This window comes from Pseudomonas sp. B16120, from assembly GCF_044218845.1.
In the GTDB taxonomy this organism is placed as follows: Bacteria; Pseudomonadota; Gammaproteobacteria; order Pseudomonadales; family Pseudomonadaceae; genus Aquipseudomonas; species Aquipseudomonas paracarnis.
The window spans coordinates 5,599,394-5,622,877 of the sequence record NZ_CP162588.1 but is presented as its reverse complement, the minus strand read 5'-3'; the positions used below and the strand labels follow the sequence as shown (position 1 = coordinate 5,622,877).

Here is a 23,484-nt window from a genome sequence, read left to right as displayed (position 1 = left end):
TTCCTCATAAACGGATGGACAGGCCATCGGCCAAAGATTGTCGATAGGCGCGCCACGCGGGCACGCTGCCCATCAACAGGGCGGCTGCCAGGATACCGGCGAGCAACGTCCATTCATATTCGCTCGGCCACGACATCGGCAGGTCCAGGCCGTAGTTGGCCTGCAAATAACCCCGTGATGCGGCTATGCACAGGTACAGCAACCCCAGGCCCGCCAACACGCCAGACAAGGCCAGGGCGAAGGCTTCGAAGATCAGCAGCGTTGCGATGTGCCAAGGCCGCGCACCCACCGACCGCAGGATCGCCATCTCGCGGCGACGCTCGTTAAGGCTGGTGAGGATCGCCGTGAGCATGCCGATCAAACCGGTCAGCACCACAAACAGCGAAATCACGAACAAGGCTTTTTCGGCGGTGCCCATCATGCTCCACAGCTCTTGCAACGCCACGCCTGGCAGGATCGCCAGCATTGGCTCGCCACGGAATTCATTGATCTCTCTTTGCAAGGCAAAGGTGGAAATCTTGTTGTTCAGGCCGAGCATGAACGCGGTAATGGCTTGCGGCGTCAGGTCCATATTGCGCGCCTGGTCGGCACTGATGCGGCCTTTGCCCTGGGCCGGCACGCCGTTGTGCCAGTCGATATGGATCGCTTCCATGCCGCCGAGGCTGATATGCAGCGTGCGGTCCACCGGCGTGCCGGTGCGCTTGAGAATGCCGACCACTGTGAACGGTTTGTCGTCATGCTTGACCAGGCTGACCACCGCCACGCCGTGGGCCAGCACCAGCTTGTCACCGAGTTTGTAATGCAGGGCGTCGGCCACTTCGGCGCCGAGCACCACTTCGAATGGGTCGGTGGCGAAGGCGCGGCCGCTGGCCAGCGCGAGGTTTTGCTTTCGCCCGTACTGGTAGTGCTCGAAATAGGATTCGTTGGTGCCCATCACCCGGTAGCCGCGATGGGAGTCGCCGAGGGAAATGGGAATCGCCCATTTCACTTGAGGGCTGGCGGCGAAGTGCTCGTAGCTGTCCCAACGGATGTTGTTGGTAGCGTTGCCGATGCGGAACACCGAGTACAGCAGCAGGTTGACCGAGCCGGAGCGGGCACCGACGATCAGGTCGGTACCGCTGATGGTGCTGGCGAAACTGTTGCGCGCCTCGACGCGCACACGCTCCACCGCGAGCAGCAAGCAGACGGAAAGCGCGATGGCAAACGCGGTGAGGATCGCGGTGAAGCGGCGGTTAGCCAGGCTGGCCATGGCTAGACGGAACAGATACATCTCAAACCTCTGCGGGCATGGCGGCGCGATTGAGTTCGGCCAGCGACAGGTTGCGGTCGAACAGCGGCGCCAGGCTCTGGTCATGGCTGACAAACAACAGGCTGGCGCCCGCTTCGCGGCATTCTGCGAACAGCAACTGCAGGAAGGCTTCGCGGGCGTTGTAGTCCAGGGCCGAGGTGGGTTCGTCGGCAATCACCAGTTCTGGCTGGCCGATCAGCGCTCGGGCAGCGGCCACCCGTTGTTGCTGGCCAATGGACAGCGAATCGGCGCGGCGTTCCAGCAGGCTCGGGTCCTTCAAACCCAGGTGCGCTAGCAAGGCCGCGGCGGCCTGGTCGACACTGCCGTGGCGCTGTTTGGCCCGTTGCGCGCGCAGCTTGGAAAAGTGGCAAGGCAGCTCGACGTTTTCGCGTACTGACAGAAACGGCAGCAAGTTGAACTGCTGGAAGATATAACCGGTGTGGTCCACACGGAAACGGTCACGAGCGCCGGCCGAGAGTTCGGTCAACTCCTGGCCGAGCAGGCGGATGCTGCCTTGGCTGGGTTTCTGCACGCCTCCCAACAGCCCGAGCAAAGTGGTCTTGCCACTGCCGCTCGGGCCCTTGAGGAACAGGGTTTCGCCGGGTTCCAGGCGGAACGCGGGGATGTCCAGCAACCGCGGGTGCCCGGGCCAGTTGAAGCCCAGGTCGGACAGTTCGATTAACGCTTGAGTCATGGGAAGTCAGTGTCGCCTGGTAGTCGAAAATGGCGCCGATCCACTGTGGGAGCTGGCTTGCCTGCGATGGCATCGCTACGGTGTGCCTGCTGCACCGCATCGCCTGTATCGCAGGCAAGCCAGCTCCCACAGGGACTGTGCTTTCAAGTCAGAACTTCAGGGTGGCGGCGGTGGCCGTCGCGTCAACACCTTGCTGACCGCTCGGGCCGATCAGTTGTACCTGAATTTTCTGGGTGGCGGGGAAGGTCTTGAACACTTGGCTCAAGTCCAGGTTGCCCAGGCCCGTCGGCGTGGCGCAGGTGAACTGGTAATGGGCGTGGATTTCACTGTGGTCGTGATCATGCTTGTGGGCGGCGGCGCCTTTGCCGTCGGTGGCGTGGTCATCGTCGTCATGCCCGGCTTCTGGTTTGTCACCGAACAACGGGCTGTTGAGTTCCTGGCTGCTGACCACGCAACCTGCGGCCTTGGGCAGGTTGAACAGTGCCGATGGATTTTCCAGTTGCTTGCGCACGGCGGCGACCTTGGCTTTGTCGGCGGCGCTGGTCGCTACATGTTCGAAACCCACCAGGTTCATGGCCGGGCTGTCCAGTTCCAGCTCCAGGGCCTGGCCGTCCAGTACGGCATTCAGGCGCCCGACGCCATGTTCATGGGCGCCGAGGCTGCCGTGCTCGTGGTCATGGTCTTCATGGGCATGAGCGACAGCCAGTGGCAGCAGGGCAAACGGCAAAGCAAGCAGCAAACGGCGCATGAGAGGGCTCCAGGATGAAAGTTTTGTTATGTGATCTTATAACAATTGATCCGAGAGTTTGACCGCCCGCTTGGTGTTGCGCAAGCTGCATGGGAGCATGCCCGTCAGAAAAATGCAGGAGTAAGGACGATGTTGCGAATTCGTGGAACCATCGGCGACCTGCCGGTGGACTTGACCCTGGAGCTGGACGACGGCGATTGGGCGCGATTGGGTGCCCAACTGCAGGCCACGCCAACGCCCAGCGCGCCCACTGCGGCTCCGGTCAAACAGAACGAGGACCTGTGGCAGAACGCCCAGGATTTGTTGCGCAAGGCCGGACAACTCAATGGTCTGGAATTGCTCGATCAACTCGAAGGCTTGGCTGGCGATGCCGGGGCGGGCAAGCGCCTGCTGGTGCGCCTGCGCCACAGCGCCAAGGTGAAGGTGAGCAGCGGCGGGGATACGCCGCTGTACAGTTGGATCGGTGATTAATACAACGCGGCAAACAACTTGCGGCGGTACACCGTGACCAGCGGGTGATCATTGCCCAGCAATTCGAACACTTGCAGCAAGGTCTTGTGGGGCAGGCCTTCGCTGTAGCTGCGATTGCGGATAAACAACTTGAGCAAACCTTCCAGCGCCGCGTCGTATTGCTGGCGCGCCAGTTGCTGGATCGCCAACTGATAGGCCGCTTCGTCATCCTGCGGGTTTTGCGCCAGGCGGCTTTTCAGCTCGGCAGCGTCCGGCAAATCCGCCGCCTGACGCAGGAAGGTGATTTGCGCCTTGGCCCCGGCCAGGGCGGCCTTATGGTCGTCGCTCTTGACTGCGTCGAGCACGGCCTGGGCTTCACCCAGCTCACCGCGCTCGGCCAGGCAGCGTGCATAGAGGATCAGGGCGGCGGCGTTGGTATTGTCCTCGCCCAACAATTGCACCAGCAACGCTTCGGCCTCGCTGATGCGTCCTTCGCTGAACAGCGCCTGAGCCTGCTCCAACGGGTCCGCCGCAGCCGGCGGTGGCATTTGCACATGGGGCTCCAGCATCGCCCGCACGGCCGACTCCGGCTGTGCACCGGCAAAGCCGTCCACCGGTTGGCCATCCTTGAACAGCACCACCGTCGGCAGGCTTTGAATGCCAAAACGCGCCACGATGTCCTGTTCGGCTTCGCAGTCGATCTTGGCGAGCAGCAACTCACCCTGATAACTCTCGGCAATCTTCGCCAGCATTGGCATCAGTGCTTTGCAGGGTGCGCACCACTCGGCCCAGAAATCGACCAATACGGGCTTTTCGAAGGAGTTCTGGATAACGGCCTGATCGAAGTTGGCGGTGGTGACGTCGAAGATGTACGGCGTGGGCTCACTCATGGGGCGTCTCGAATAAAGCGGGAATGGGGGCAACTATAAGGGCTGGCGAGGTCGGCTGAAAGCATCGTGGTAGCTCCCACCTTGAAATGCATTCCCCTGTGGGAGCCGGCTTGCCCGCGATGGCCTCAAGCACGCCGCGAATGGTACAGGCTCACCTTGCGAAACTCCCACGGCTCGGCCAGGTCTGGCAGGGTCAAGGCCTCGAGGATCTCCAGCCGCTGGTAATCCGGATGCTGGAAATCCCGTACCCGCGAATCCGCCACCAGCGCTTCGCGGCCACGGGTGAGGAACTGATCCAGCAACGGCAGGTTGGCGCGGTCATAGAGCACGTCGGCCACCAGAATCAGGTCGAAGCGGTCGGCTTCGGCAAAAAAGTCTGCCGAATAACTCAGCGCCACCTGGTTGAGTTCGGCATTCGCACGGCAAGCGGCCAAGGCCAGTGGGTCCAGGTCGCAGGCCACCACCTCCAGGGCGCCAGCCTTGACGGCGGCGATCCCGGCTACGCCCGAACCTGCGCCGAAATCCAGCACGCGTTTGCCGGCGACCCACTCAGGATGCGCTGCCAGGTAACGCGCCAACGCCATGCCGCTGGCCCAGCAAAAACTCCAGTAGGGCGGCTCATGCAGGATACGCCGGGTTTCTTCCTGGCTGAAGGCACGGTCCATGTTGTCGGCGTCCAGCAACCACAACGACAACGCGGTACCCGGCAACGGGCAGGGCACCAATTGCGCATCGCCAATCAACGCGCTCAAGGCGTGTTGCAGGCCCAGCGGTGGCGTCATGGCGCCTTGACGAGTTGCAGGGGGCCGGTGCTCTGGGTGATCGCCTGGGTGACGCGCACGGCAGGCAGATGCAGGATCAGCTGGCCGGACTGGCTGGCGCGGCCGCGCAATTCCACGCGGGCACCGGCCGGGAAGGCTTCAGGGTTGAAGCGCAGGCGGAAGGCCAAGGGCTTGCCGTTGCCGCTCAGTACGCTGCTGGCGAGCAGTTGCTGCGGGCGCGAACGGTCGTCGATCACCAAGAGCGCCATCTCGACTTCGGCACCGGCGGGCACGTTGGTCAGGCTGCCGCTGATTTCGCGCTGATAGGCGGGCAGGGGGCCGAGGTTTTCAATGCCCGGGACTTTTTTCTCTTGCGCCGGTGTTGGTTGAGGCGCGGCCGGCTTGGGGGCTTCGCTGCTGCAGGCGACCAGAAAACTGAACAGGCTGAGTAGAACGAGTGGTCGTAACTGCATGTACGGCTCCAGAAAGGACAAAATCCGTGGCTTAAAAATATGAAACATATAAGCCTGCCTATATACCGTAAAGGCTATGGCTTGTCTTGCCACAGGGATGCGCTACCATGGCCCTCCCATTTTTTGTTGCCTGCCAACCATGCACTGTCCCTTCTGCGGTGCCAACGACACCAAGGTCATCGACTCGCGTCTGGTCGCCGAGGGCGACCAAGTGCGTCGCCGGCGCGAATGCCTGGCCTGTGGTGAACGTTTCACCACCTTCGAAACCGCCGAACTGGTGTTGCCGCGTCTGATCAAGTCCGACGGCAGCCGCCAGCCTTTCGACGAAGAAAAACTGCGCGCCGGTATGCAGCGCGCCCTGGAAAAGCGCCCGGTGAGTGTCGAGCGCCTGGAAGCGGCGCTGGTGCATATCAAGCACAAGCTGCGGGCGACCGGCGAGCGCGAGGTCAAGAGCCTGGTAGTCGGTGAGCTGGTGATGGGCGAGCTGCAAAAACTCGACGAAGTCGCCTATATCCGTTTTGCCTCGGTGTATCGACGCTTCCAGGACCTCAATGAATTCCGCGAAGAGATCGACCGCCTGGCCCGTGAGCCCTCCAAACAATGACATCTGAACAGGCTGTGCTCGACGCCCACTACATGGCCCGCGCCCTCGAATTGGCGCGCAAGGGCCTGTACACCACCCACCCCAACCCGCGGGTTGGCTGCGTGATAGTGCGTGACGGGCAGATTGTCGGCGAAGGCTGGCATGAGCGCACCGGCGAGCCCCATGCCGAGCCCAATGCCCTGCGCGCCGCTGGCGACAAGGCCCGTGGCGCGACGGTGTACGTGACCCTTGAACCGTGCAGCCATCATGGCCGTACGCCGCCCTGTGCCGATGCGCTGGTGACCGCCGGCGTCGCGCGGGTGGTGGCCGGCATGCAGGACCCGAACCCCGAAGTGGCTGGCCGAGGCATGCAACGCCTGGCCCAGGCCGGTATCGAGGTTCGTAGTGGTGTGCTGGAAACCGAAGCGCGGGCGCTTAACCCCGGCTTCCTCAAGCGCATGGAGCACGGTCTGCCGTTTGTGCGGGTCAAGCTGGCGATGAGCCTGGACGGCCGCACGGCGATGGCCAGCGGCGAAAGCCAATGGATCACCGGCCCCGCCGCCCGTGCTGCGGTGCAACGCTTGCGTGCCGAGGCCAGTGTGGTGTTGACCGGTGCCGACACGGTACTGGCCGACGGTGCCCGCTTGACCGTACGCGCCGCCGAACTGGGCCTGGACGACGCAACCACCGCCCTGGCCATGTCGCGCCCGCCGTTGCGCGTGCTGATCGATGGCCGCCTGCGGGTGCCGCTCAACGCACCGTTCTTCAAGGCCGGCCCGGCATTGGTCATCACCTGCGTGACTCCGGAAAACCAGTTCCCCCGCGGCCCTGAGTGCCTTGTGGTTCCAGGTGTGGAGGGCCAGGTTGACCTGCGCTCGGCATTGGTCGCCCTGGCTGCCCGTGGCGTCAACGATGTGTTGGTGGAAGCCGGCCCAAGCCTGGCCGGCGCGTTTGCCCAACAAGGCCTGGTGGATGAATACGTGATATTCATCGCCGGCAAGTTCCTCGGCTCCGCTGCCCGCCCGTTGCTGGACTGGCCGCTTGATAAGTTGGCCGATGCTCCCCAATTCAAGATCACCGAAATGCGCGCTGTGGGCGACGACTGGCGAGTCACTGCCATCCCCGTCCCAGCAGTGAGCGTATAATTCCCGGCCTGCGCTTGAGCGTCAGCCCCCTCGTTTTCAGGAGAACGAAATGTTCACCGGCATTATCGAATCCATCGGCAGCATCCGTGCAATGACCCCCAAAGGCGGGGATGTCCGCCTGCTGGTTGAAACCGGCAAGCTGGACCTCGGCGACGTCAAGCTGGGCGACAGCATCGCCGTCAGCGGCGTGTGCCTGACCGTCATCGAGCTGCCGGGCAACGGCTTTGCTGCCGATGTCAGCCGGGAAACCCTGGACTGCACCGCGATGAACGATCTTGCGGCCGGCAGCCCGGTCAACCTGGAAAAAGCCCTGACGCCCACCACGCGCCTGGGCGGTCACCTGGTCAGCGGCCACGTCGACGGCGTCGGCGAAGTGGTGGCCCGCAGCGAAAACGCCCGCGCGGTGGAATTCCGCATCCGCGCGCCCAAAGAGCTGGCCAAGTACATCGCCCACAAAGGCTCGATCACCGTCGACGGCACCAGCCTGACCGTGAACGCCGTGAATGGCGCCGAATTTGAACTGACCATCATTCCCCACACCCTCAGCGAAACCATCATGGCCTCGTACCAGCCGGGTCGCCGGGTGAACCTGGAAGTGGACTTGCTTGCCCGTTACCTGGAGCGCCTGTTGCTGGGCGAAAAGGCCGCAGAGCCTGCATCAGGCAACATCACCGAAAGTTTTCTGGCCGCTAACGGCTACCTGAAATCCTGACCAAGGGGGTGCCGCGTGGCGCTCAATAGCATCGAAGAACTGGTTGAAGACATCCGCCAAGGCAAGATGGTCATCCTCATGGATGACGAAGATCGCGAGAACGAAGGCGATATCATCATGGCCGCCGAAGCGTGCAAGCCCGAGCACATCAACTTCATGGCCAAGCACGCCCGTGGGCTGATCTGCATGCCCATGAGCCGCGAACGCTGCGAATTGCTCAAGCTGCCGTTGATGGCGCCGCGCAATGGCTCGGGTTTCGGCACCAAGTTCACCGTATCCATTGAAGCCACCACGGGCGTCACCACCGGCATTTCCGCCGCTGACCGCGCCCGCACCGTGCAAGCCGCCGCCGCGAAAGACGCCAAGGCCGAAGATATCGTGAGCCCCGGCCACATCTTCCCGCTGATGGCCCAACCGGGCGGTACCCTGGCCCGTGCCGGCCACACCGAAGCCGCCTGCGACCTGGCGCGCATGGCCGGTTTCGAGCCAAGCGGGGTGATCTGCGAAGTGATGAACGACGATGGCACCATGGCCCGTCGTACTGAACTCGAAGCCTTTGCCGCCGAGCACAACCTCAAGATCGGCACGATCGCCGACCTGATTCACTACCGCATGATCCACGAACGTACCGTTCAGCGGATTGCCGAGCAGCCCCTGGACAGCGAACTGGGCCAATTCAATTTGGTGACCTACCGTGATTCAGTGGAAGGCGATGTGCACATGGCCCTGACCCTGGGCAACATTTGCGCCGAAGAACCGACCCTGGTACGCGTACATAACATGGACCCACTGCGTGACCTGTTGATGGTCAAGCAGCCCGGTCGCTGGAGCCTGCGCGCCGCCATGGCTGCGGTTTCCGAGGCTGGCAGCGGTGTGGTGCTGTTGCTCGGCCACCCGCTGGACGGTGATGTATTGCTGGCGCATATCCGCGAAACCGCTGACGCCGTGCCGGTGAAAAAACCGACCACCTACAGCATCGTCGGTGCCGGTTCGCAGATCCTGCGCGACCTGGGGGTGCGCAAAATGCGCCTGATGAGCGCACCGATGAAATTTAATGCGATATCCGGATTCGACCTGGAAGTTGTAGAATACGTGCCCTCCGAATAAAGGCCGGCGATTCTTGCCCCTTGTTCGCGGTTAAATCATCACTGAGGGACGCACTTTTCGCGTCCCGGCTCTTTAAGAGATTTGTCGAATGACCCTGAAGACCATCGAAGGTACCTTCATCGCCCCCAAAGGCCGCTATGCCCTGGTGGTTGGCCGCTTCAACAGCTTCGTGGTTGAGAGCCTGGTAAGCGGTGCGGTTGACGCCCTGGTTCGCCACGGTGTGAGCGAGAGCGATATCACCCTTATCCGCGCGCCTGGCGCCTTCGAAATTCCACTGGTTGCGCAAAAAGTTGCTCAGCAGGGTGAATACGCGGCGATCATCGCCCTGGGCGCGGTCATTCGTGGCGGCACCCCGCACTTCGAATACGTGGCCGGCGAATGCACCAAGGGCCTGGCCCAGGTGTCCATGGAATTCGGCGTGCCAGTCGCTTTCGGCGTACTGACCGTTGATTCCATCGAGCAAGCCATCGAGCGTTCCGGCACCAAAGCCGGTAACAAAGGCGCTGAAGCTGCCTTGTCCGCCCTGGAAATGGTCAGCCTGCTGTCGCAGTTGGAGGCCAAGTGATTTCCGACGAAAGCGATCAGTTCAACCCTCAGGACCCGCGTCCTGCCGATGCCGGCAAACCGTCCAAGAGCGAGAAGCGCCGCAAGGCGCGTCAACTCGCGACCCAGGCGCTGTACCAGCGTCACCTGGCGGGCGCTTCGCTGAACGAAATCGAGGCACAGTTTCGCGTCGATAACGATTTCACCTTCGCCGACCAGAGCTACTTCCACGACATCCTGCACGGCGTGCACGCCAACCTGACCGAGATCGACACAGCCCTGGCGCCATGCCTGGACCTGACCATCGAAGAGCTCGACCCGGTTGAGCTGTGCGTGATGCGCCTGTCTACCTGGGAATTGCTCAAGCGCGTTGACGTGCCGTACCGCGTCGTGATCAACGAAGGCATCGAGCTGGCGAAAGTCTACGGTTCGACCGACGGCCACAAGTTCGTCAACGGCGTGCTCGACAAGCTGGCCCCGCGCCTGCGTGAAGCCGAAGTGAAGGAACACAAGCGCTAATCTGCGCTTGATTCCTCAATGGGTGAGTTTGAGCTGATCCGCACATACTTCGCCGCCGCGCCCTGTGCGCAAGGTGGCGAAGGCATTGCCCTGGGGATCGGCGACGACTGCGCCTTGCTGGCGCTTCCCGCCGGGGAGCAACTGGCAGTCTCCACCGATACGCTGGTGGCTGGCGTGCATTTTGCCGACCCCTGTGACCCGTTCCTGCTCGGCCAGCGCTCGCTGGCCGTGGCGGTGAGCGACCTGGCCGCCATGGGCGCCCACCCCCTCGCCTTTACCCTTGCCCTGACCACGCCGAGCGTCGAAGCCGATTGGCTGCAACGCTATGCCCAAGGTTTGAATGCCATGGCGCAAAACTGCGGCGTGGGCCTGGTGGGCGGCGATACCACCCGTGGGCCGCTGAGCCTGACCCTGACCGTGTTCGGCCGCGTGCCGGCTGGCCAGGCCTTGACGCGCAGCGGTGCACAGCCGGGCGACCTGCTGTGTGTCGGCGGCGAGTTAGGCAATGCCGCTGGCGCGTTGCCGCTGGTATTGGGGCAACGCACGGCTGACGCAGCAATCGCCGAGCCGCTGCTGGCGCATTACTGGTCGCCGCAACCGCAGTTGGCCCTGGGGCTTGCGCTGCGGGGCAAGGCGACAGCAGCGATGGATATCTCCGATGGGCTGTTGGCCGACTGTGGGCATATCGCCAAGGCGTCAGCGGTGCGCCTGGTGGTTGAGCGCCACCGGTTGCCGTTGTCCGAGGCCTTGCTGGCGTTTGTTGGTGAAGACCAGGCTCACGTGGCGGCGTTGAGTGGGGGCGACGACTATGTGCTGGCGTTCACCTTGCCACCGTCCGAGTTAGCGCCGTTGCAGGCGGATGGCTGGCCGTTGCATGTGGTCGGCCGGGTCGAAGCGGGGCAGGGCGTAACGCTGCTCGACGTCCACGGCCAAGACATCACCCCGGCTGTGCGCGGCTACCAGCATTTTCGCCAGACGCCCTAAGCCGGCGGTCTGCGCTACCCTTTATACGATTATCCCAAGTAAGAGGCCGTGACTATGGCTGCATGCCGCTGGCTGCTGATCGTGCTGTGTACCTTCGCTTCCCTGGCCCAGGCGGACACTCCCATGCCCGGCAAAATCGTGCTGGCCAGTGAGGAGTGGAACGACTACACCAACAAAGATGGCAGCGGCCTGGCCTGGGACCTGTTGCGCCAAGTCTTTGAACCGGCTGGCATCACCGTGCACATCCGCAGCGTACCCTATACCCGCTCGGTCGGCCTGGCCCAGCGTGGTGAGGTGGATGGTTGTGTCGGCACCTATCGCGATGAGGCCAGCGGTGTGTTGTACCCCCGCAGGAACTTCGACGCCGATCATGTCTACGCCCTCGGGTTGGCCACTGCGCCGACACCGACCCTGGCGACCTTGGGCAACTATCGCCTGGCCTGGGTGCGCGGCTATAAATACGAGGAATACCTGCCCACCGTGCGCCGCTTCAACCAGATCGAGCGGCGCAGCGGCATTCTGCCGATGCTACAACACGGCCGTGCCGATTTTTATATCGACGCCCTCACCGAAGCCAAATACGTGCTCAGCCAGGCGCAAGACCCGGCGCTGTTCAAACTCACCCATATTGCTGAACTGCCGCTCTACGTAGGCTTTGCCGACACCGCGCGCGGCAGGGCATTGATGGCCATGTATGACCAGCGTTTGGGCATCCTGGTCCAGACCGGTGAGCTGAAAGCGATTTTCGAACGCTGGAAACAGCCGTATCCGTTCTGACGCCCATAGAACTGACTCAAAGGCCAATCGAACCTATTGATCTTTATCAGCGATAATTCAGCTTAAGCGTCTGTAGGAACGTGCTGTTACAATGCCCGCCTCTGTGAAATCTGAAATCAGGAGCACACGGTGCCCGTCGTTTTCGTCGCCGCTTCCAAGCTGCCTACCCCTTTTGCCACGTTCACCATGAACGGCTTTCTTGAAGAAGCCACCGGGCGCGAGCACGTTGTGCTCAGCCTCGGCGACATCACGGATGGCGCGCCGGTGCTGGGGCGTGTGCATTCCGAGTGCCTGACCGGCGATGCGCTGTTCAGCCAGCGCTGTGACTGCGGCTCGCAACTGGAGGCTGCACTGCAAGCCATCGCCCGTGAAGGCCGTGGCGTGTTGCTGTACTTGCGTCAGGAAGGCCGCGGCATTGGCCTGTTGAACAAGATCCGCGCCTACGAACTGCAAGACGGCGGCGCCGACACCGTCGAGGCCAACGAGCGCCTGGGCTTTGCTGCCGACCAGCGCGACTACGCCATCTGCCTGCCGATGCTCGAGCACCTGGGGGTCAAATCCCTGCGCCTGATGACCAACAACCCCCGCAAGGTCAAAGCCTTGACCGAGATGGGCATCACCGTGGCCGAGCGCGTGCCGCTGCACACCGGGCACAACCCGCACAACAAGCTCTACCTGGCCACCAAAGCCAGCAAGCTCGATCACATGATGGGCAACGAGCACCAGGGCGAGGTCGACCGCGCGTGACCCGTGGCCAGGTGAAACGGCGACTGTCCTTCAACTGGTGGCAGTACCTGGCCCTGGCATTGCTGCCGTTGTTCGTGATCAACCTGCTGTTTGGCCGGGCTGAATCCTTGTTGCCCGTCTTGGCCATGCCGTTCTTCATCGCCGGCGTGGCCTCGATGTTTCTCAGCCTGCGTTATTTTCACGCCTACAAACACGCGCTGATCGCCACCTCCAAAGCCCTTGATACTGCTCAAGAGCCCGCAGCCTGGATCACCCTGGCGGCGCGTCGGCGCACGGCGTTGCTGGTTGCAGCGTTACCGGCCTGGATTGGCGCGCTGGCGGTGTTCGTCGGCCTGGAGGCAGTGCCGCTGTTTCTGTTGGCGCTGTCGACGCTGGTGTTGTTCTATCTCTATCGCATACCGCGTCAGTTGGGATGAAGCGCTATTGGCTGGCGCTGCTGCTGATATTCAGTGCCCAGGGCTGGCCGGTCGAGCGGGTTGTCAGCCTGGCGCCGTCACTGTCTGAAATCGTGCTTGAGCTGGGTGCCGAGGACTTGCTGGTCGGCATGCTTGATGGTGGTGACCGCCCGGCGGCGTTGGCGAAGGTGACCTCGGTCGGGCACTACGGCCAGTTGGACATGGAGCGCCTGCTCAGCCTCAAGCCCGACCTGATCCTGCTCTGGCCTGGCAGCGTCGGCCCGGCCCAGCGCGAGCAGCTCCAACGATTGAATATCCCGGTGTACGTCGCCGAACCCCACAGCCTTGAACAACTGACCGCGCAGGTGCAGGCCATTGCCGAGCAATTGGGCCGCGCCGAGGCCGGGCACCAGCGCGCGGCACAATTGCGCCAGCGCTTGGCCGAGTTGCGCCAGCGCTACCAGCGGGCCGAGCCGCTGCGAGTGTTCTACCAAGTGTGGAACCAGCCGCTGTACACCGTGGGCGGTGGGCAGATCATCAGCGATGCCCTCAGCGTGTGCGGGGCGCGCAATGTGTTCGATGACCTGAAGTTGCCGGCGCCGCAGGTGAATATCGAATCGGTGCTGGCGCGAGACCCCGAGGTGATCCTGGTGGGGGATCAGGCTCAGAGGGAGGCCTGGACGGCATGGCCGGCGATGGCTGCTCGGGTGCGGTTAGTGCCGGACAAGGGCCTTGAGCGGCCCAGCGGGCAGATGTTGGAGGCGGTGGGGCGGTTGTGCCAGGTGATTGCGCCGAACCTGTGACAACGCTATCGCAGGCAAGCCAGCTCCCACAGGGGAATGCATTTCAATTGTGGGAGCTGGCTTGCCTGCGATGACGCCGGATCAGGCTACTTAGAGCTCAGGTGTCCACGTCACCCCGAACATCCACACCCGACCTTCTTCACGATAATTCTGGTTTTCCCCGAGGTAGCTGTACTTCGCCCGTGCATAAGACTTGTCCAGCGCGTTATCCACCTTCAGCGACAACGACACCTCCCGGTTCAACGCCCAACTACTGCGCAGCCCCAACAAGGCATAACCGCCCAGACGGTTGCGGTTGGCTTCATCGTCGTAGCTGCTGCTGATCGCTTGCCAGCTGGCGCCGAGACCGAGTTGATCAAATTGCCGGTCCAGATCCAGGTTCACCGTTCGCCGTGCGCGACGTGCCAGGGTGTGGCCGCTGTCACGGTCACGCGGGTCGATAAGCGACAGGCCCAGGTTGCCCTGCCAGCCAAACAGTTCTTGCTTGAGCGCCGCTTCAAAGCCGTTGATCCGCGCCGACGCCACGTTTTGCGGCTTGCCGGCGTCAAGGATGATCGCGTCGCTCAGGTCGGTGCGATACAGCGAGGCTTCCAGGCGTGTGCTGTCGGTCAGTTGGCTGCGCCATTGCAGCTCGTAGCTCTTTGATGTCTCGGGCTGCAGGTTGGGGTTGCTGTACTGCGTGTCGGGGTAATAGAGGTCGTTGAAGGTTGGCGCACGAAAGCCTTCGCTGTAGCTCAAGAGCAAGTCATTGTCGGGGTTGACCGGCAAGGTCAGGGTGCCGCTCCAACTGTTCTGGCCGCCGAACTGCTGGTTCTGGTCACGGCGCAGGCCCAGCTCGGTGGAAAACCATTGGCTTTGGAAGCGGTGCTGCACGAAGGCCGCCCGGTTCCAGCGGCTGTTCTCGGTAAAGGTGGTGGAACCGTGGAAACGGTCTTCATACCAGTCGCCACCGACGATCAGGCTGTTTTGCTCATCCAGGATCAGGTCGTTCTGCCAATTGACCGAGTCGCGGTAGGTGTTGAATGCGCTGTAATCATCGCTGAGGGTATCGCGCTTGGTGTCGCGGTTTTCACTGTGGCCCAGCTCCAGGCGCGACTGCCAGCTGTCATTGAGCTTGGCATCGACATAGCCGCTGGCGCTGCTCACGGTGTAGTCGGTGTAGGGTTTCTGGCCCAGGCTTTGCCCGGTGGCGCCGTCGTAGCGGCCATAACTGTTGTCGTACTCCGACTTGCCACGGTTATCCAGCAGATTGAAGCCCACCTCCAGCTCATCACTGAACGAGTGGCTGAGGTTCAGGCTGACGGACTGGTTGCGGTAGGCATCATGGTCGCCGTCACTGGGGAACGACGCGTGGCTCGCGTTGATGCCGGCGGTTTCATCCAGGCTCGCGCCCAGGTTGAAGCGCGTGTGTTCATCGCCGCCTGACAGGCCCAGGCTGCGTTCCCAGGTCTGGTTGCTGCCAAAGCCAAGTTTCAGGCGCGGCTGCAAGCCTTGCTCGGCATTGCGCCGGGTGAACACCTGAATCACCCCGCCAATCGCATCGCTGCCGTAAATGACCGAACGTGAACCGCGCAGCACTTCCACCCGTTCAATCTGATCGACGTTGAGGTATTGCAAGCCGCTGTCGCCGGAGGTGGTGTTGGCGATGCGTTGGCCGTCCACCAGCACCAGGCTCTGCGCCGACTTGGTGCCGCGAATGAAAATCCCCGGCAAACTGCCACGCCCACCGGTCGGCGCAACTTGCACGCCCGGCACGCGGCTGAGCAGGTCGGTGACGCTGGTGGGTTGCAGGCGGTCGATGTCGGCGCGGGTGAAGACGGTGTTGGCGGCGCTGCTGTCATTACGCGCCTGGACTTGGCGGTTGGCGCTGATGACCACGTCGGAGAGCTTCAGGGCCTGGTCGCGGGTGTCGGCGAGCAGGTCGGCGCAGGGAAGCAGTAGCAGGGCAAGGCACAGGCGTTTCATGGGCTGTCCATAGCATTCGAAGGTCATGCAAAACCACTGTGGGAGCTGGCTTGCCTGCGATAGCGGTGTATCTGACACATTGTTAGCGAATGTGCCGCCGTCATCGCAGGCAAGCCAGCTCCCACAGTTGGGGCTGATTACAGATTCAGTAGCGCCAGGCGCTCGCGCACGGACGCCTCGATACCCGCTTCATCCAGCCCGCATTCAGCCAGCATCTGCGCCGGCTTGGCGTGTTCGACGTATACATCTGGCAAGCCCAGGTGCAGCACCGACTTGAGGATGTTCTCCCGCGCCAGGAACTCACTGACCGCCGCACCGGCGCCGCCCATGATGGCGTTCTCTTCGACGGTCACCAGCAGCTCATGGCTGGCGGCAATTTCGCGTACCAACGCTTCATCCAGTGGCTTGACGAACCGCATGTCGACCACGGTGGCGTCGATCTTCTCGGCGACTTTCAAGGCTTCAGCCAGTTGCACGCCAAACACCAGGAACGCAGTTTTGCTGCCTTGGCGACGCACGATGCCTTTACCGATTTCGATCGGCTCCAGGTCTTTTTCGATCACGGCGTTCGGGCCGGTGCCGCGCGGGTACCGCACAGCGGCCGGGCCGTTGTACAGGTGGCCGGTGCTGAGCATCTTGCGCAGTTCGTTCTCGTCGCTCGGGGTCATCACCAGCATGCCGGGGATGCAGCGCAGGTACGACAGGTCGAAACTGCCCGCATGGGTCGGGCCGTCCTCGCCCACCAGGCCGGCACGGTCGATGGCGAACAGCACATCGAGGTTCTGCACCGCCACATCGTGAACCAGTTGGTCATAACCGCGTTGCAGGAAGGTGGAATAGATCGCCACCACTGGCTTGGCGCCTTCGCAGGCCATGCCGGCCGCGAAGGTCACGGCGTGTTGTTCGGCAATCGCCACGTCGAAGTAACGTAGCGGGAAACGCTCGCTGAACGCCACCAGATCGGAGCCTTCCTTCATCGCCGGGGTAACACCCACCAAGCGCGGGTCGGCGGCGGCCATGTCGCACAGCCATTCGCCAAACACCCCGGAATACTTCGGCCCGCTGGCTTTTTTCGGCGCGGCGGCGGGGGCATCGAGGGGTTCGAGCTTGGTGATCGCGTGGTAACCAATCGGGTCGACTTCCGCCGGAGCGAAACCTTTGCCTTTTTTGGTGACAATATGCAGGAATTGCGGGCCCTTGAGGTCGCGCATGTTGCGCAACGTGGCGATCAGGGTGGGCAGGTCGTGGCCGTCGATAGGGCCGATGTAGTTCCAGCCCAGCTCTTCGAACAGTGTGCCGGGTACCAGCATGCCCTTGGCATATTCTTCGGTGCGGCGCGCAATTTCCCATGCGCCAGGCAGACGCGACAGCACTTTCTTGCTGCCTTCGCGCATGCTGGCGTAGGTACGGCTGGAGAGGATCTTCGCCAGATAATTGGACAGGCCACCCACGTTGCGCGAAATCGACATGTCGTTGTCGTTTAGGATCACCAACATGTTGGCGTCCACTTCCGGCGCATGGTTCAGCGCTTCGAAGGCCATGCCGGCGGTCAGCGCGCCATCACCAATCACCGCAATCGCCTTGCGCTCACTGCCTTGCAGGCGGGCGGCAATCGCCATGCCCAGTGCTGCACTGATGGACGTGCTGGAGTGGCCGACGCCAAAGGTGTCGTACTCGCTCTCGGCACGGCGTGGGAAGGCGGCCAGGCCGTCCTTCTGGCGCAGGCTGGCCATGCGCTCGCGACGGCCGGTGAGGATTTTATGCGGATACGCCTGGTGGCCCACGTCCCACACCAGCCGGTCGTCCGGGGTGTCGAACACGTAATGCAAGGCGATGGTCAGCTCGATCACGCCCAGCCCGGCGCCAAAATGCCCACCGGTCTGGCCGACCGTGTAGAGCAATTCCAGGCGCAGCTCATCGGCCAGGGTTTCCAGCTCGGCTTCACCCAGTCGACGCAGGCCGTCCGGCGTGGCAGCACGGTCGAGCAGGGGCGTAGACGGGCGTTTGCGGGGAATCTCTTGAAACGTCGTGGGCATCAGGCGAATCGTTATAGGTATAGAAGAGGCGGCAGTTTACCTCAAGCCGTGCAAACTGCCCACGCAGAGGGCCGAACTTGGCCGATATGCAGCGCAAATGGCCGCGGCTGTCAGTGGCGACGTTCGACGATATACCGCGCCAGGTCACGCAGTGGCTCGGCCGCCGCGTCGAAAGGTCGCAGGGCATCCAGAGCCTGGTCACGCAGCTCGATGGCATAGGCCTTGGCGGCTTGCAGCCCCAGCAAGGCAGGATAAGTCGGCTTGTCACGTGCGATATCGGCGCCCTGGCGTTTACCGAGGGTGGCGGTGTCGCTTTCCACGTCGAGGATATCGTCCTGTACCTGGAAGGCCAGGCCGACAGCGCGAGAATAGGTCTGCAGCGCCGCTAATTGCTCGGCGTCGGCACGGCCACTGGCCAGGGCGCCCAGTTGCACGGCGGCCTCAATCAGCGCACCGGTCTTGTGGCGATGCATGTGTTCGAGGGCTTTTTGATCGAGCTTGAGGCTGACCGAGCCCATGTCGATGGCCTGCCCGCCGACCATTCCAGCCGGGCCCGCTGCATGGGCCAGGGCGGTGACCATGCGCAAGCGGATCTCGGCGTTGACGCTGCTTAGCGTCGGGTCCAGCAATGCGCTGAACGCCAGGCTCTGCAAGCCATCTCCGGCCAGAATTGCATAGGCCTCATCGAAGGCTTTGTGGGTGGTGGGCTGGCCGCGACGCAAATCATCGTCGTCCATTGCCGGCAAGTCGTCATGCACCAGGGAATAGGCGTGGATCAACTCGACCGCACAGGCCGCGCCATTCGCCTCGGCTGCCGGCGCCCCGAGAGCTTCGCAGGCGGCATAGGCCAGCAACGGGCGCACACGCTTGCCGCCATTCATCACGCTGTAGCGCATGGCCTCATAGAGGCGCGTCATTTCCGGGCTTGGCGCAACAAACAGGGGCTCCAGCGCGGCATTCACCCGGGCTTGGCTACTGGCCTGGTATGCGCTGATCATTCCGGCTGTTCCGCATCGAAAGGCTCTTCGGCCAACTCCCCGTCACGCTCCAGCAACACCTGGACCTTCTGCTCCGCCTGCGCCAACGCGCTCTGACAGTCGCGGGTCAGGCCGATGCCTTGCTCAAACGCTGTCAACGAGTCTTCCAGCGACAACTCGCCGTTCTCCAGACGCTCGACCAGGGCTTGCAGGTCGGCGAGGGATTGTTCGAAATCGAGTGCAACTTTTTTGCGGGCCATGGCGGCAATTCCGGTAGACGGTAAACCGGCGCGACACTAGCAGACATGGGGGATTGGGGCAAATGAGTGGCGCACACACGGTGATGTGAGCCGATTGATGGGTTTATTCGGCTCACCCCATGAGCCGATTAGCGACCTTATTCGGCTCACCGAGTCTCAGCTTGTCTTCGTGGCGACCCAGCACTCCCCCTGCGCCGCTTTCAATTGGGCCTCGAAGACCAATAAACCCTGATGCATATTCTGCAATGCCACAATTTGCATGGCTAACGCTTGCTTCTTATTGGCGATGGCTTGGTCAGCCTTGTCCCAGGGAAGCGCATCACCCTCGTACCCCTGCAAAATCTCCTGTAATTCCTTGAGCTTGAACCCCAGCTGTTGCGCGCACTTTATAAACATCAGCCGCTCGACACTCTGCTCGGTATAAACGCGATAACCGCCCCGACGCGCAGGCGCTGGCATCAGCCCGATTGCCTCATAGTGACGAGTCGCCTTGATGGTCGTGCCGGACAACTGCGCGGCTTTGCCGATGTACATGAAAACTCCCTTTTTCAAATAGTGCGCCGGCCTGTTTCAGCCACTTGGCCCGCTGCGTCAGCGAAGAGCCCAGCACCGGCCCCAACAGCAGCGTCTTGCTCGTCGCGATGCCGCACAGCGCCAGCGTGGTGCGCCGCATTTGGTGGATGGCCGGCATGCGATAAACCCAGCGGTAATACCACGGCGGCGTGTCGAGGGTCACTAACAAGTGCGCGGTTCGGCCCTTTAGCAGCTTGTCTGGGAATGCCTTGCCTGCGCGGTACTTGAAGGCAAAGCCGGGGAGGAAAACGCGGTCGATAAAGCCCTTCATCAGTGCCGGGATACCGCCCCACCAGACAGGGAAAACCCAGGCCAGATGCTCGGCCCAAAGGATGTCGGCTTGGGCGCTGAGCAAGTCAGGTTCCAGCGCTTGAACCTGGGTGTAAGCATGATGAAGGATGGGGTCGAACCTGAGATCACCCAGGCGCAGGACGCGGACTTCGTGACCGGCCGTTTTAGCAGCGTGGATATAAGTGTGCGCGAGGGCGGAACAAAAGCTATCGGCGGACGGGTGGCCGAGAATGACCAGAATGCGCTGACTCATGGTGATAAGTTCTGAGAAAAGGGCATTCAGGGTAGGGGGTGCCGTATAGGGGAGAGTCAAGTGCCAGCAGGACCTTTCTGTGAGGTACGCAGGACCCTTCCTGAACTGTTCTCGAATGCTTGTGACGGTACTGTCGGCTGGCTAGCCTGCCGAAAACACCAGAGTAAAAAAGGCATGAGCGAAACTTCTATCGGGTTGATCGCGCCTCCTGAGGGCTACGGCGATTGGCTGACAGACCTCAAGGGCCGTATCCATCAGGCGCAACAGCGCGCATCAATTGCCGTTAATCGTGAGCTGGTGCTGCTCTACTGGCAGCTCGGTCACGATATTTTGGCGCGTCAGCACGCTCAAGGTTGGGGTAGTAAAGTGATCGACCGCCTTGCGCAAGATCTGCGGGCGGCCTTTCCTGACATCAAGGGTTTTTCGCCGCGCAATCTGAAATACATGCGTGCTTTTGCCGAGGCGTGGCCGGATTGGGAATTTGTGCAAGAGGTGCTTGCACAATTGCCTTGGTACCATCAAATCGCGCTTCTGGACAAACTTCCCGGCCCTGAAACGCGACGTTGGTACGCCATCCAAACGATCAAGCATAGTTGGTCGCGCAACACCTTGGTGATGCACATTGAAAATCGCCTGCTGGAGCGCAGTGGCAAGGCAGTGAGCAACTTCGAAAGCCATCTGCCCAAAGCGCAATCCGACCTGGCTCGCGAGTCTCTTAAGGACCCTTATCGCTTTGATTTCCTCAGCCTGGGTCAGAATGCACAAGAGCGCGAAATCGAAAACGCCCTGATCAAGCATGTCACTGACTTCTTGTTGGAGTTGGGCGCAGGTTTTGCCTTCGTTGGCCGGCAAGTGCTGCTGAATGTAGGCGGCGATGAGTTCTTCATCGACTTGTTGTTCTATCACCTGAAGCTGCGTTGCTATGTGGTGATCGAACTCAAGGCAGGCAAGTTCAAGCCCGAGCATCTGGGCAAATTGAGCTTCTATCTTGCGGCGGTGGATGCCGAGATAAAGCACCCACAGGATGGCCCGACTATCGGCCTCTTGTTGTGCAAGGGTAAAAATGAAGTGGTGGCTGAATACGCACTGCGCGATAACAACCGGCCTATTGGTGTGGCGCAATATCAACTGATGGAGTCTTTGCCAGCCGAACTGCAATCGAGCTTGCCTAGCATCGAGCAAATCGAGCGGGAGTTGGCGGGGTAGGCTGGGTCTTTTCGGTGGCTGAAAAATGTAAGGAAAAATCTCACGCGTGAGCTATTGAGTACCTTGCGGATTGCCTGTAGATTTTCTCACGCGTGAGTTTTTCACAGCGAGGTCAGTACCATGAACAGCAGCTCTCCATCGAGCCCATCAACTGGGCCCGATACCGATTCAACAAGCCTCAAGGGAGAGCGCTTGAAGCCGTCCGCAAAAAAGCCGTCGAGCTTTTACATGAAGCAGATGCGTGCGGGGCTGGCGGCGGCCGGTTATGTGAAACACGAGACTTGGGTGCTTCCCGAAAACCGAAGCCTGCTCAAGCAAATGGAGAAACAGCTACGCCAACCGATCCTGGCTGGCTCATTCATGTCGGAGAATTTCATGAGCGCAGGTACTAACTGGAATATCGATCGTCTTTACAGTGCTCTTCAGGCGCTGGATGACGTGACGTCCAATGACATTACGCTTTCTCTCGTCCAAGGCTCCGAGTCCAGCATCAAGCTGGAAATGAACGACTTTGGTGGCTTGCCGATTTACATCGCGGTGGTGGGCGAGCAAATCATCGTGGATACCGTCCTGGTCGACGCCGAGTCCATCAACGACGTGCCGGCCTTCAATGACGCCGTGCTGCGCAGCCGGGAGATGTTCCCGTTGTCGTCGATCGGTATCGAGTCCATGCCGAACGGGCAGGTGGTTTACAACATGTTCGGTGCGCTCAGCTCCGACTCCAGCCTGACCAACATCGTGACCGAGGTGAAAACCCTGGTTGATAACGTGCAGCGCGCCAGCGAAGCCTTCGAACGTTTCTTCATTTAATTATTCGGGAAAAACCCAATGACTCAGTCCATCTGGAGCAAATTGTTCACCGCGTTGCGTGGCGGTGCCAGCGAAGTCGGCGAATCGATCGTCGACCAACAGGCCCTGCGCATCCTTGACCAGGAAATTCGCGATGCAGACAGCGCCTTGGCCAACGCCAAGCGTGAGCTGGTGAGCATCATGGCCAAGCACAAACTGGCGGCTGATCGTGTTGGCGAGTACGACGCCAAGATCAAAGACCTGGAATCCAAGGCGATGGCCGCTATCCAGGCCAACCGTGAAGACCTCGCCCTGGAAGTGGCCGAAGCCATTTCGACCCTGACCAACGAGCGGGACGTTGAGCAAAAGCAGACCACCGAGTTCGGTGGGTACGCTGAGAGCATGCGCAAAGACATCACCAAGGCCGAAAGCCGCATCAAAAGCCTGCGCCAGCAAGTGGACATGGCCAAGGCTCGCGACAGCGTGCAAAAGGCCCAGGTCAGTGCCTCCATTGCCAGCGGCGGTGCCAACGGCAAGCTGGAAACCGCCGTCGGTACGCTCAATCGCTTGCAGGCCAAACAGCAACAACGCGCCGCTGAGCTGCAAGCCCAGGATGAGCTGGCTGAAGCGTCGACGGGGACAGACCTGGAACGCAAACTGCGCGATGCCGGCATCACGCCGAACGAAGGCAGTGCCAATGCGATTCTGGAGCGTCTGAAGCAAAAGTCGGCTGAGTAATCAACGCAGGTCAGTTAAGCCTGCAACTCTGTGGGGAGGGAGCTTGCTCCCGCTGGGCTGCGCAGCAGTCCTGTTTTTGGGGCCGCTTCGCGCCCCAGCGGGAGCAAGCTCCCTCGCCACAGTCGCAGTGCTCTTCTTTTGTATGTTGAGGTCAGGATGAACGCCTTGAAGGGTTTCAAGACAATCGCAGGCCTGGCCCTCTTCATGGTCGCGCTGCAACTGCTCAATGTGGTGACCGGTTACAGCCTCATGGCATTCGGGCTAATCCCGAGAACGATGCAGGGTCTGTTCGGCATCCTCACATCACCGTTTTTGCACGCCTCCTTCGCCCACCTGAGCGCCAACCTGATTGCCTTTGTGATCCTGGGTTCTCTGGTCATCATCGAAGGGGTCAACCGGTTCATCGCCGTCAGTGCCATCGTCATTCTGCTGGGCGGCTTGTTGGTCTGGCTGTTCGGTTTTTCAGGCGTACACGTCGGCGCCAGCGGCTGGGTGTTCGGGCTATGGGCCTATCTGCTGTCTCGCGCCTGGTTTCACAGAAGCTGGGGCAACCTGCTAACAGCCGCTGTTGTGGCTTTGCTGTATGGCGGACTGGTCGTGGGCTTCCTTCCGCGGCAGGGCGTTTCCTTCGAAGGGCATCTGTTTGGTGCGCTCGCCGGATTTATTGCAGCCAAGGTACTTCTATCCACGCCGCGCAGCGGGTTTAATGCCGGGTGAACGCACTTGAGCATCCAGACGTCGAGGCGATGCTGTCGTCAGGATTCAAGTACCCAGGGA

The 23,484-nt window shown here is 61.6% G+C and carries 28 protein-coding genes; 16 read left to right on the top strand and 12 right to left on the bottom strand.

The window, feature by feature from the left end; all coding sequences use genetic code 11:
- Window positions 1-4: 4 nt before the first annotated feature.
- The 3 genes from AB4P90_RS26290 to AB4P90_RS26280 form a co-directional block, all read right to left on the bottom strand.
- Window positions 5-1,270: an ABC transporter permease gene (locus AB4P90_RS26290; protein ID WP_014720134.1), complete on the bottom strand. Its 1,266-nt coding sequence runs from the start codon at window positions 1,268-1,270 to the stop codon at window positions 5-7.
- Between the two features lies 1 nt (window position 1,271).
- A complete protein-coding gene (locus tag AB4P90_RS26285; protein WP_102666617.1) occupies window positions 1,272-1,982 on the bottom strand; it encodes an ABC transporter ATP-binding protein in 711 nt (236 codons plus the stop codon).
- 148 nt (window positions 1,983-2,130) lie between these two features.
- Window positions 2,131-2,730, bottom strand: a complete 600-nt coding sequence (locus tag AB4P90_RS26280) for a DUF2796 domain-containing protein (RefSeq protein ID WP_060766676.1) — start codon at window positions 2,728-2,730, stop codon at window positions 2,131-2,133.
- Between the two features lie 129 nt (window positions 2,731-2,859).
- On the opposite strand from AB4P90_RS26280, the gene AB4P90_RS26275 reads away from it, so the two are divergent.
- Entirely contained in the window at window positions 2,860-3,201 is a 342-nt protein-coding gene (locus AB4P90_RS26275) for a hypothetical protein (RefSeq protein WP_003194591.1), read from the top strand.
- Here the strand turns inward: AB4P90_RS26275 and trxA are convergent.
- The 3 genes from trxA to AB4P90_RS26260 form a co-directional block, all read right to left on the bottom strand.
- Window positions 3,198-4,070 (bottom strand): thioredoxin, encoded by an 873-nt coding sequence (trxA, locus tag AB4P90_RS26270; RefSeq protein WP_019818859.1) that lies wholly within the window; start codon window positions 4,068-4,070, stop codon window positions 3,198-3,200. The genes AB4P90_RS26275 and trxA overlap by 4 nt on opposite strands.
- Before the next feature lie 125 nt (window positions 4,071-4,195).
- Window positions 4,196-4,852, bottom strand: coding sequence for a methyltransferase (locus AB4P90_RS26265; protein WP_019818857.1), 657 nt, complete (start codon window positions 4,850-4,852; stop codon window positions 4,196-4,198).
- On the bottom strand, window positions 4,849-5,304 hold the full coding sequence (locus tag AB4P90_RS26260) for a YbaY family lipoprotein (protein WP_395605483.1): 456 nt from the start codon (window positions 5,302-5,304) through the stop codon (window positions 4,849-4,851). The genes AB4P90_RS26265 and AB4P90_RS26260 overlap by 4 nt, the downstream gene beginning before the upstream one ends.
- A 139-nt stretch (window positions 5,305-5,443) precedes the next feature.
- Here AB4P90_RS26260 and nrdR point away from each other — a divergent pair, with 139 nt between their 5' ends.
- The 11 genes from nrdR to AB4P90_RS26205 all read left to right on the top strand — a co-directional run bounded on the left by nrdR (window position 5,444) and on the right by AB4P90_RS26205 (window position 13,619).
- A complete protein-coding gene (nrdR, locus tag AB4P90_RS26255) occupies window positions 5,444-5,908 on the top strand; it encodes a transcriptional regulator NrdR (RefSeq protein WP_019818855.1) in 465 nt (154 codons plus the stop codon).
- The gene (ribD, locus tag AB4P90_RS26250) at window positions 5,905-7,032 is read left to right on the top strand and encodes a bifunctional diaminohydroxyphosphoribosylaminopyrimidine deaminase/5-amino-6-(5-phosphoribosylamino)uracil reductase RibD (protein ID WP_395605482.1); all 1,128 of its coding nucleotides are present in this window, start codon (window positions 5,905-5,907) and stop codon (window positions 7,030-7,032) included. The genes nrdR and ribD overlap by 4 nt, the downstream gene beginning before the upstream one ends.
- A 49-nt stretch (window positions 7,033-7,081) precedes the next feature.
- A complete protein-coding gene (locus AB4P90_RS26245; RefSeq protein WP_014720128.1) occupies window positions 7,082-7,744 on the top strand; it encodes a riboflavin synthase in 663 nt (220 codons plus the stop codon).
- A gap of 15 nt (window positions 7,745-7,759) precedes the next feature.
- On the top strand, window positions 7,760-8,851 hold the full coding sequence (gene ribBA, locus AB4P90_RS26240) for a bifunctional 3,4-dihydroxy-2-butanone-4-phosphate synthase/GTP cyclohydrolase II (RefSeq protein WP_003194579.1): 1,092 nt from the start codon (window positions 7,760-7,762) through the stop codon (window positions 8,849-8,851).
- A gap of 88 nt (window positions 8,852-8,939) precedes the next feature.
- A complete protein-coding gene (ribE, locus tag AB4P90_RS26235; protein WP_003194576.1) occupies window positions 8,940-9,416 on the top strand; it encodes a 6,7-dimethyl-8-ribityllumazine synthase in 477 nt (158 codons plus the stop codon).
- Window positions 9,413-9,913 (top strand): transcription antitermination factor NusB, encoded by a 501-nt coding sequence (nusB, locus tag AB4P90_RS26230; RefSeq protein WP_014720126.1) that lies wholly within the window; start codon window positions 9,413-9,415, stop codon window positions 9,911-9,913. Before ribE ends, nusB begins: the two co-directional genes overlap by 4 nt.
- A gap of 18 nt (window positions 9,914-9,931) precedes the next feature.
- A complete protein-coding gene (gene thiL, locus AB4P90_RS26225) occupies window positions 9,932-10,897 on the top strand; it encodes a thiamine-phosphate kinase (protein ID WP_395605481.1) in 966 nt (321 codons plus the stop codon).
- Window positions 10,898-10,951: 54 nt separating this feature from the next.
- Complete coding sequence (locus AB4P90_RS26220) at window positions 10,952-11,674, top strand: ABC transporter substrate-binding protein (protein WP_019818851.1); 723 nt, start codon at window positions 10,952-10,954, stop codon at window positions 11,672-11,674.
- A 129-nt stretch (window positions 11,675-11,803) separates the two neighbouring features.
- Entirely contained in the window at window positions 11,804-12,421 is a 618-nt protein-coding gene (gene ribA / locus AB4P90_RS26215) for a GTP cyclohydrolase II (RefSeq protein ID WP_005791841.1), read from the top strand.
- The gene (locus tag AB4P90_RS26210; RefSeq protein ID WP_014720123.1) at window positions 12,418-12,837 is read left to right on the top strand and encodes a hypothetical protein; all 420 of its coding nucleotides are present in this window, start codon (window positions 12,418-12,420) and stop codon (window positions 12,835-12,837) included. Before ribA ends, AB4P90_RS26210 begins: the two co-directional genes overlap by 4 nt.
- Complete coding sequence (locus tag AB4P90_RS26205) at window positions 12,834-13,619, top strand: cobalamin-binding protein (protein ID WP_020302437.1); 786 nt, start codon at window positions 12,834-12,836, stop codon at window positions 13,617-13,619. Before AB4P90_RS26210 ends, AB4P90_RS26205 begins: the two co-directional genes overlap by 4 nt.
- A 90-nt stretch (window positions 13,620-13,709) precedes the next feature.
- On the opposite strand, the gene AB4P90_RS26200 is transcribed toward AB4P90_RS26205, so the two are convergent.
- The 6 genes from AB4P90_RS26200 to AB4P90_RS26175 all read right to left on the bottom strand — a co-directional run bounded on the left by AB4P90_RS26200 (window position 13,710) and on the right by AB4P90_RS26175 (window position 19,974).
- Complete coding sequence (locus AB4P90_RS26200; RefSeq protein WP_038451662.1) at window positions 13,710-15,584, bottom strand: TonB-dependent receptor domain-containing protein; 1,875 nt, start codon at window positions 15,582-15,584, stop codon at window positions 13,710-13,712.
- A gap of 137 nt (window positions 15,585-15,721) precedes the next feature.
- Window positions 15,722-17,620, bottom strand: coding sequence for a 1-deoxy-D-xylulose-5-phosphate synthase (gene dxs, locus AB4P90_RS26195; protein WP_014720120.1), 1,899 nt, complete (start codon window positions 17,618-17,620; stop codon window positions 15,722-15,724).
- A gap of 110 nt (window positions 17,621-17,730) precedes the next feature.
- Window positions 17,731-18,618, bottom strand: a complete 888-nt coding sequence (gene ispA, locus AB4P90_RS26190; RefSeq protein WP_014720119.1) for a (2E,6E)-farnesyl diphosphate synthase — start codon at window positions 18,616-18,618, stop codon at window positions 17,731-17,733.
- Window positions 18,615-18,857, bottom strand: coding sequence for an exodeoxyribonuclease VII small subunit (locus AB4P90_RS26185; protein WP_003194556.1), 243 nt, complete (start codon window positions 18,855-18,857; stop codon window positions 18,615-18,617). Before AB4P90_RS26185 ends, ispA begins: the two co-directional genes overlap by 4 nt.
- 156 nt (window positions 18,858-19,013) lie before the next feature.
- Complete coding sequence (locus AB4P90_RS26180; protein WP_395605480.1) at window positions 19,014-19,391, bottom strand: MerR family transcriptional regulator; 378 nt, start codon at window positions 19,389-19,391, stop codon at window positions 19,014-19,016.
- Entirely contained in the window at window positions 19,330-19,974 is a 645-nt protein-coding gene (locus AB4P90_RS26175; protein WP_014720117.1) for an NAD(P)H-dependent oxidoreductase, read from the bottom strand. The genes AB4P90_RS26180 and AB4P90_RS26175 overlap by 62 nt, the downstream gene beginning before the upstream one ends.
- 174 nt (window positions 19,975-20,148) lie before the next feature.
- Here AB4P90_RS26175 and AB4P90_RS26170 point away from each other — a divergent pair, with 174 nt between their 5' ends.
- The 4 genes from AB4P90_RS26170 to AB4P90_RS26155 all read left to right on the top strand — a co-directional run bounded on the left by AB4P90_RS26170 (window position 20,149) and on the right by AB4P90_RS26155 (window position 23,424).
- Window positions 20,149-21,180, top strand: a complete 1,032-nt coding sequence (locus AB4P90_RS26170; RefSeq protein ID WP_130175053.1) for a YhcG family protein — start codon at window positions 20,149-20,151, stop codon at window positions 21,178-21,180.
- Window positions 21,181-21,408: 228 nt separating this feature from the next.
- Window positions 21,409-21,990, top strand: coding sequence for a YjfI family protein (locus AB4P90_RS26165; RefSeq protein WP_019818839.1), 582 nt, complete (start codon window positions 21,409-21,411; stop codon window positions 21,988-21,990).
- An 18-nt stretch (window positions 21,991-22,008) separates the two neighbouring features.
- Window positions 22,009-22,707: a PspA/IM30 family protein gene (locus tag AB4P90_RS26160; RefSeq protein WP_014720114.1), complete on the top strand. Its 699-nt coding sequence runs from the start codon at window positions 22,009-22,011 to the stop codon at window positions 22,705-22,707.
- 156 nt (window positions 22,708-22,863) lie between these two features.
- Entirely contained in the window at window positions 22,864-23,424 is a 561-nt protein-coding gene (locus AB4P90_RS26155; RefSeq protein WP_019818836.1) for a rhomboid family intramembrane serine protease, read from the top strand.
- Window positions 23,425-23,484 lie beyond the last annotated feature (60 nt).

Bases quoted from the DNA above. Each gene is read 5' to 3' on its own strand.
- AB4P90_RS26290 (WP_014720134.1), bottom strand. From the start codon at position 1,270: ATGTATCTGTTCCGTCTAGCCATGGCCAGCCTGGCTAACCGCCGCTTC.
- AB4P90_RS26285 (WP_102666617.1), bottom strand. From the start codon at position 1,982: ATGACTCAAGCGTTAATCGAACTGTCCGACCTGGGCTTCAACTGGCCC.
- AB4P90_RS26280 (WP_060766676.1), bottom strand. From the start codon at position 2,730: ATGCGCCGTTTGCTGCTTGCTTTGCCGTTTGCCCTGCTGCCACTGGCT.
- AB4P90_RS26275 (WP_003194591.1), top strand. From the start codon at position 2,860: ATGTTGCGAATTCGTGGAACCATCGGCGACCTGCCGGTGGACTTGACC.
- trxA (WP_019818859.1), bottom strand. From the start codon at position 4,070: ATGAGTGAGCCCACGCCGTACATCTTCGACGTCACCACCGCCAACTTC.
- AB4P90_RS26265 (WP_019818857.1), bottom strand. From the start codon at position 4,852: ATGACGCCACCGCTGGGCCTGCAACACGCCTTGAGCGCGTTGATTGGC.
- AB4P90_RS26260 (WP_395605483.1), bottom strand. From the start codon at position 5,304: ATGCAGTTACGACCACTCGTTCTACTCAGCCTGTTCAGTTTTCTGGTC.
- nrdR (WP_019818855.1), top strand. From the start codon at position 5,444: ATGCACTGTCCCTTCTGCGGTGCCAACGACACCAAGGTCATCGACTCG.
- ribD (WP_395605482.1), top strand. From the start codon at position 5,905: ATGACATCTGAACAGGCTGTGCTCGACGCCCACTACATGGCCCGCGCC.
- AB4P90_RS26245 (WP_014720128.1), top strand. From the start codon at position 7,082: ATGTTCACCGGCATTATCGAATCCATCGGCAGCATCCGTGCAATGACC.
- ribE (WP_003194576.1), top strand. From the start codon at position 8,940: ATGACCCTGAAGACCATCGAAGGTACCTTCATCGCCCCCAAAGGCCGC.
- thiL (WP_395605481.1), top strand. From the start codon at position 9,932: ATGGGTGAGTTTGAGCTGATCCGCACATACTTCGCCGCCGCGCCCTGT.
- AB4P90_RS26220 (WP_019818851.1), top strand. From the start codon at position 10,952: ATGGCTGCATGCCGCTGGCTGCTGATCGTGCTGTGTACCTTCGCTTCC.
- AB4P90_RS26205 (WP_020302437.1), top strand. From the start codon at position 12,834: ATGAAGCGCTATTGGCTGGCGCTGCTGCTGATATTCAGTGCCCAGGGC.
- AB4P90_RS26200 (WP_038451662.1), bottom strand. From the start codon at position 15,584: ATGAAACGCCTGTGCCTTGCCCTGCTACTGCTTCCCTGCGCCGACCTG.
- dxs (WP_014720120.1), bottom strand. From the start codon at position 17,620: ATGCCCACGACGTTTCAAGAGATTCCCCGCAAACGCCCGTCTACGCCC.
- ispA (WP_014720119.1), bottom strand. From the start codon at position 18,618: ATGATCAGCGCATACCAGGCCAGTAGCCAAGCCCGGGTGAATGCCGCG.
- AB4P90_RS26185 (WP_003194556.1), bottom strand. From the start codon at position 18,857: ATGGCCCGCAAAAAAGTTGCACTCGATTTCGAACAATCCCTCGCCGAC.
- AB4P90_RS26180 (WP_395605480.1), bottom strand. From the start codon at position 19,391: ATGTACATCGGCAAAGCCGCGCAGTTGTCCGGCACGACCATCAAGGCG.
- AB4P90_RS26175 (WP_014720117.1), bottom strand. From the start codon at position 19,974: ATGAGTCAGCGCATTCTGGTCATTCTCGGCCACCCGTCCGCCGATAGC.
- AB4P90_RS26170 (WP_130175053.1), top strand. From the start codon at position 20,149: ATGAGCGAAACTTCTATCGGGTTGATCGCGCCTCCTGAGGGCTACGGC.
- AB4P90_RS26165 (WP_019818839.1), top strand. From the start codon at position 21,409: ATGAAGCAGATGCGTGCGGGGCTGGCGGCGGCCGGTTATGTGAAACAC.
- AB4P90_RS26160 (WP_014720114.1), top strand. From the start codon at position 22,009: ATGACTCAGTCCATCTGGAGCAAATTGTTCACCGCGTTGCGTGGCGGT.
- AB4P90_RS26155 (WP_019818836.1), top strand. From the start codon at position 22,864: ATGAACGCCTTGAAGGGTTTCAAGACAATCGCAGGCCTGGCCCTCTTC.